Origin of the sequence: uncultured Fretibacterium sp. (genome assembly GCF_938040765.1) — a bacterium.
In the GTDB taxonomy this organism is placed as follows: Bacteria; Synergistota; Synergistia; order Synergistales; family Aminobacteriaceae; genus CAJPSE01.
On record NZ_CALIAA010000167.1, the window covers coordinates 1 to 6,392 of the forward strand.

Genomic DNA, 6,392 nt, shown 5'->3' on the forward strand with positions numbered 1-6,392 from the left:
TCCACCTGGACCGCATACGCGAGAACGCGGCGCGCGTGGCAGAGCGGTGCCGCGCGCACGGCATCGCCGTCTGTGCCGTGACCAAGGGCATCTCGGCCGACTTGAACGCGGCGCGTGCGATGCTCGAGGGGGGGCTGCGACGCCTTTGCGGACAGCCGCATCCGCAACCTGATCCGGCTCGAGAAGGCCTTTCCGGCCGTGGATCGGTTTCTGCTGCGCATCCCCATGCGTTCCGAGCTGGAGGCGGTCGTGCGCACCGCCTCGTGCTCGACCGTGTCGATGATCGAGGCCGTCGAGGCGCTGGAGGCGGAGTGCGCGGCCCAGGGAAAAACGCACCGTGCGCTCCTGATGTTCGACCTCGGCGACCGGCGGGAGGGGATCCTCGAGCAGGAGATGGAGGTGTTCGTTCGGGCCTTCAAGCGCTGTCCGCGCGTGAGGCTGCACGGGGTGGGGGCGAATTTTGCCTGCTTCGCGGGGGCGCTGCCCTCGGCCGGTGCGCTCGAAAGGCTTGCGTCGGCCCGCAGCTTCATGGAGGACGGGCTGGGGTATGCCGTCCCGGTCTGCTCCGGAGGGGAGACTTCGAGCCTCAAGCTGCTGGAGGAGGGGACGCTGCCCCGGGACGTCAACCACCTGCGGGTGGGGGAGGCCATTCTGCTGGGCGGCGACGTTGCCTGGCAGCGGGCGATCCCCTGGCTGAGGCAGGACGCTGTGGAGCTGGAGGCTCAGGTCATCGAGGCCCGGGAGAAGCCCTCCCGGCCCGAGGGGCCGATCGGGCCGGACGCCTTCGGCAGGGTGCAGACGTTCGAGGATCGGGGGCGCCGTCTCAGAGCGATCCTTGGGATCGGCCGGCAGGATCTCCCTGTGGAGGGGCTGAGACCCCTGGACGAGGGCGTGGAGGTCCTGGGGGGATCGAGCGACCACACGCTTCTGGACGTGGGGGGACGGCCGGCGGTCACGCGATGGGGAGACGTGCTGCGCTTCGGGGTCGATTACGGGGCGATGCTGAGCTTGTCCACGTCTCCCTATGTGGCCCGGGCCTGTTTCGAGGACGGGCGCGAGGTCAGAGCAGTGCCGCGAGGAGGACGATCAGGATCAGCCCCGGAAGCATGTTGCCCGTTCGGACCTCCGTGATGCGCAGGAGGTTCAGGCCGATCCCCATGATCATGAGCCCGCCCAGGCCTGAGAGGTCGGCGAGCATCGCCGGGGTGATGAGAGCCTGGGCCCCGCCGGCGGCGAACGTCAGCGCCCCCTGGTAGAGCAGGACGGGCAGGGCCGAGAAGAGCACGCCGACGCCGAGCGAGGCGGCCAGAAACAGGGCGGCGGTGCCGTCCATGACCCCCTTGGTGACGAGCAGCCCGGGGTTGCTCCGGACGCCGTCCTCTATCGCCCCCAGGATCGCCATCGAGCCGATGCAGAAGAGCAGGGCGGCGGTGACGAGACCCTCGGTATAGGTCTCGCTGCCGATTCGCAGCCTTGCCTTGAGCCGATCGCTCAGGGAATTGAGCCGGGAGTCCAGGTCCATCAGCTCCCCCGCGGCGGTGCCCAGGATGAAGCTCAGCAGGACGGCCAGGACGTGCTGCATCCTGAGCGCCATGTCGGCCCCCAGGTACAGGCAGAACAGGCCGAGACACTGGAAGATGCTGCGCTGGACGCGCTCCGGGACGAGACGGCCGGCAAAAAGGCCGACGGCGCCCCCCAGAAGGATGGCGAGCGCGTTGAACAGGGTTCCGCCCGCCGGGATGCCGCTCAGAAATTCCATGTCGGATGAGGTCCCTCCAAAAAAGTACGGACCGGCGCTATCCGTTCCCTGCCGGCCCGTGCTCCGCAAAATCCGAATCGTTGGGTTCTTACGCCCTGATGGCCTCGACGCGCCCCGGATAAGCGGCAAGCGCACCCTTCAGGATGGTCATGGCCTTGACCAGGTCCTCGTTCTTCAGGACGTAGGCCAGTCGCATCTCGTTCCTGCCGCGGTCCGCGGCCGTGTAGAACCCGTTTCCGGGCGCGGCCATCGTCGTCTCCCCGTTGATGTCGAAGTTCTGGAGCATCCAGATGATGAACTTCTCGGCGTCGTCCACGGGGGCCTTGACCATGACGTAGAACGCGCCCTTCGGCTCCTCGCAGATCACGCCGTCCATAGACTTCAGGGCCTTGTAAAGGGTGTCCCGCCGGGCCTTGTACTCCTTGTTCACGTCCTCCAGGTACTTTTTCGGCGTCTTGTAGAGCCCGGCCGCGCCGACCTGCTCCAGCGTGGAGACGCACAGGCGCCCCTGGCAGAGCTTCAGCACCTGTCCCATGAAGTCCCGGTTCCTGATCGCGATGGTGCCGATGCGCGCCCCGCAGGCGCTGAAGCGCTTGGACACGGAGTCGACCATGATCACGCGGTCCAGCACGTCCTTCATGTGCCCCAGGCTGGTGAACTTCTCCCCGTCGTAGGTGAACTCGCGGTAGACCTCGTCGGCGATCAGGTAGAGGTCGTGCTTTTTGGCCAGCCCGGCCAGCATCTCCAGCTCGGCGGGCGTGTAGACGGCGCCCGTCGGGTTGCCGGGGTTGGATATCCAGATCGCGCGCGTGCGCGGCGTGACGAGCTTCTCGATGACGGAGGCGGGGGGAAGGTGGAACCCCTCCTCGGCCCTCGTGGGGATGGGCACGAGCCTGGCAAGGGAGGACTGGGCGAACGCGTTGTAGTTCGCGTAGAAGGGCTCCGGGACCAGCAGCTCGTCTCCGGGGTCGCAGATGGTCATGACCGCGAACCACAGGGCCTCGCTGCCGCCGTTGGTGACGTAGATGTCGTCGCGCTCGTAGGGGATGTCCCAGGACTTGTAGTAGGCGCTGACGGCGTCGCGGAGGTCGTTGTTGCCCTGCGAGGTCGCGTAGGCGACAGTCTCCACCTTGAAGTTACGGATGGCCTCGAAGTATTCGCCGGGGGTCTTGATGTCCGGCTGGCCGATGTTGAGGTGGAACACCTTTTTCCCCTTGCTCTTGGCCTCGTCGGCAAAGGGGATGAGCCGACGGATGGGCGACGTCTGCATTGCCTTGATACGGTCGGAAAAATGCATCTCCATACAGCCTCCTTCGATATTTTTTGACGGCGTTGTTTTGACGGCATCGGGCGGATGCCGCCGAGCGGCTTGCGCCCGGCGCTTATTTCGCCCTTCTCTGCCCGGCCACGGCGGCCTGGGCCCTGGCGATGGCCTCGGGGTCGCCGAGGTAACGGTGTCCCAGGGGCTTCATGTCCTTGTCCAGCGTGTAGATCAGGGGGACGCCCGTGGGGATGTTCAGCTCCAGGATGTCCTTGTCGGAGATGCCGTCCAGATATTTGACCAGGGCCCGCAGGCTGTTGCCGTGGGCGGCGATGATGACCTTTTTCCCGGCCCGGACCTCCGGGACGACGGCCTCCGTCCAATAGGGCACGACGCGGGCCACGGTGTCCGCCAGGCACTCGCCGGCCGGTACCTCATCCGGTCCGAGCCCCGCGTAGCGCGGATCCCTGCCCGGGTAACGCTCGTCGCCCTTGTCCAGCAGGGGAGGAAGGACGTCGTAGCTGCGGCGCCATATCCGGACCTGTTCGTCGCCGTACTTCGCCGCGGTCTCGGCCTTGTTCAGACCCTGGAGCCCGCCGTAGTGCCGCTCGTTCAGCTTCCAGGAGTTGCGGATGGGGATCCACATCCGGTCCATCTCCTCCAGCACGAGCCACAGGGTCTTGATGGCCCGCTTCAGCACGGAGGTGAAGGCCAGGTCGAAGGCATAGCCCTCCTGTTTCAGAAGCCGCCCCGCGGCCCGGGCCTCCTCGATCCCCTTCTCGGACAGGGGGACGTCGGTCCATCCGGTGAAACGGTTCTCCTTGTTCCATGCGCTCTCGCCATGGCGTATCAATGCGATCTCGTACACGAAGCATCACTCCCCAGGTCCAAACAAAATCGAAGCGCGGCAAGCCGGCGCGGCCTCCGTACCGGGGTCCCCGCGGGGTCCCGTGCCTGCGGGAACCCCGATATGGAGGGCATGAATCAGCTTTCCTGAATCCTCCGGCACTCCAGGTAATAGCGCTTGTCCTCGGCATGGCCGATGGAGAAGCTCTTTTTGGGGAACGGCCCGGAACGGATGATGGACGGGAAGAGCTCGTCCTTCTCCATTCGGGGCAGCAGCGTCGCCGCGCCGCCGGGACGGCCGGCCATCTCCAGCGCCGTATCGTCGTTGTGGATGTAGTCCACCTGGCCGCCGTGGGCGGCGATGTAGCCCTGACTGAACTCCTCCGCGGCGCCGATGAGCTGTCCGATGGTCAGGCCGTTGACCGCAACGCGCTCCTCCCGCCGGCCGGCGACCAGCCGAAGCGTGTGTCCTGCGCCCGACGAACGGCTGCGCTCGGCCCAGAAGGCCCTGGCCGCGTCGATGAAGGCCTCCGCGTCGGTGCCGAACAGCACCTTGTGGATCGGCTCGAAGCCGATGGCGTCGTCATGAATGTTCACCAGCTCCACCAGGCTGAAGCGGGCCGGATGCCCCTCGAGCCGCTCGGGCGGGAGCCCGGCCTTTTTGATCTCCTCCCAGCAGTTCTTCGCCGCGGCAAGGCTGTGGTTGCCGTCCCCGATGGCGAACATCGCCGGGGCCGTTCCCTCGTACCGCTCGCGTATCTCCTGGGTATAGGCGTCCATCTCCCGCTCCAGCGCGGCCGCGTCGCCCCCGGTCACCTGCCAGCCGCGCAGGTGGCCGCCCCCGCAGTTGAGGTCGAAATCGTAAACGGGCGGGAGCGCCGACTTTCCGGCGTCCAGGGAGCCCAGTACGCCGTTTCGCCTGTCGTCCATCAGCACCATGATGTGCGGCATCTCCAGCGGTGCGTCCCGGCGCACCCTCACGCGCGGCGGCAGGCGCTCCTCCACCGTGCCCTCGGTGGCGCGGATGGGCGAGGCGGACCCGGAGGCGTAGTCGTACGCCTCCAGGTCCAGGGCGACCATGATGCCCCGGCGCACCTTGCCGTCCGACTGCGTGCGCTCCAGATAGACGTAGCTGTGCGGCAGGGGCCGGAAGACGCTGCCGTCGAGGTAGCGCCTCATGGTCGCGTTGATGGTCTTCGCCTCGGCGAACGGGTCGCGCTGGTTCAGGTACGCCTCCGGCAGCATCAGCCGCAGCGTGCTGGGCGCGTCGCCGACGTATCGGTCGAGGGCGTCCCAGTACCCCGGCTGCGAGGAAAACTGGTCGCAGGCGATAACGCTCCATTTGCTCATGTCGCAGTTCGCGGGGACGAGGATATCCGCCGGCCTGAATATTTTATCCATCTTGTTCATCCTTACTTGTTCCCTTATGCATCCGTCTGCCTTCCCCGGTAATCAGGAAAAACTTTCCTCTACGATGTCCACCAGCTCCGCGCCGATGCGTTTCTGGGCCTCCACGGTGCCGGCGCCGACGTGGGGGGTGCAGGAGACGGAGGGGTGCTGGGCGAGCGTCCAGTTGGGATCCTTCTCGCTGAGCCAGACGTCCAGACCTGCGGCCCTTACCTTGCCGCCGTTCAGGGCCTCCAGCAGCGCCGCCTCGTCCACGTTGCTGCCGCGGGAGACGTTGATGATGACCACGCCGTCCTTCATTTTCGCGATGCTCCCGGCGTCCACCAGCGGCTTGTCCCCGCCGGGCGCACACAGGACGATGATGTCGGACTTCGCGAGCAGCTCGTCCATCGAGACGAAACGCATCGTGCTGCACTCCGCGCCCTCGGGCTTGTTGCGGTGGACGACGGAGAGGACGTTCATCCCCAGGGCCTGCCCCTTCTCGCCGACCATCCGGCCGATGCGGCCGTAGCCGATCACGCCCATGGTCTTGCCCTCCAGCTCGAAGCCTTTGGAGTAGGCCTTCTTCTCCCACTTGTTCTCGCGCATGGTGTGCCCGGCGATGGAGATGTTTCGTGCGCAGGCGAAGAGCAGCGCGAGGGCCAGCTCCGCCACGGCGTTGGAGGAGGCGCGGGGCGTGTTCCGGACCTGAATGCCCGCCGCCTCGGCGTATTTGACGTCGATGTTGTCCACGCCCACGCCGGCGCGGATGATGAGCTTCAGGCGGCCTCCCTTCGCCGCGTCGATCTGCGGCTGCTTGATCTTCGTGGCGGACCGGACGATCACGGCATCGAAATCCCGAAGCGCCCCGCCCAGGGCGTCCGGCTCGTAGAACTGCTCCACGACCTCATAGCCGTCCTTGCGGAGCTTCGCGACGGCGGCGGCGTCCATCCCATCGGTGACCAGAATTTTCTTAGACATGGAGGTTTCTCCTTTATTCACGGTATGCAGCTGTTCGCTGTGTACAACCTAATGAGACGCTGATTTAATTCATGGAGCCCCCCGGTGGTACCCCAGCTTGCCTATTTTGAGGAAGAAACTTGCCGGGGCCGCCGCTATCCCCAGAGGGGAGCCTTCCGG

General features: G+C 66.3%; 6 protein-coding genes. 1 reads left to right on the forward strand and 5 read right to left on the reverse strand.

The features are described 5' to 3' along the window. The first annotated feature begins 114 nt into the window (after window positions 1–114). Entirely contained in the window at window positions 115–1,131 is a 1,017-nt protein-coding gene (locus Q0176_RS05920) for an alanine racemase (protein ID WP_299300205.1), read from the forward strand. On the opposite strand, the gene Q0176_RS05925 is transcribed toward Q0176_RS05920, so the two are convergent. From Q0176_RS05925 to Q0176_RS05945, 5 genes are all read right to left on the reverse strand, one after another. After that, window positions 1,061–1,759 carry a DUF554 domain-containing protein gene (locus Q0176_RS05925; protein WP_299300207.1) on the reverse strand — a complete coding sequence of 233 codons (699 nt, stop codon included), beginning with the start codon at window positions 1,757–1,759 and terminating at the stop codon, window positions 1,061–1,063. The genes Q0176_RS05920 and Q0176_RS05925 overlap by 71 nt on opposite strands. Before the next feature lie 88 nt (window positions 1,760–1,847). Next, window positions 1,848–3,056, reverse strand: coding sequence for a pyridoxal phosphate-dependent aminotransferase (locus tag Q0176_RS05930; RefSeq protein WP_299300208.1), 1,209 nt, complete (start codon window positions 3,054–3,056; stop codon window positions 1,848–1,850). A gap of 85 nt (window positions 3,057–3,141) precedes the next feature. Continuing rightward, the gene (gene gpmA, locus Q0176_RS05935; protein WP_299300210.1) at window positions 3,142–3,888 is read right to left on the reverse strand and encodes a 2,3-diphosphoglycerate-dependent phosphoglycerate mutase; all 747 of its coding nucleotides are present in this window, start codon (window positions 3,886–3,888) and stop codon (window positions 3,142–3,144) included. Window positions 3,889–4,004: 116 nt separating this feature from the next. Beyond that, the gene (locus tag Q0176_RS05940) at window positions 4,005–5,267 is read right to left on the reverse strand and encodes a DUF1015 domain-containing protein (protein ID WP_299300212.1); all 1,263 of its coding nucleotides are present in this window, start codon (window positions 5,265–5,267) and stop codon (window positions 4,005–4,007) included. A gap of 51 nt (window positions 5,268–5,318) precedes the next feature. After that, on the reverse strand, window positions 5,319–6,233 hold the full coding sequence (locus tag Q0176_RS05945) for an NAD(P)-dependent oxidoreductase (RefSeq protein WP_299300214.1): 915 nt from the start codon (window positions 6,231–6,233) through the stop codon (window positions 5,319–5,321). Window positions 6,234–6,392 lie beyond the last annotated feature (159 nt).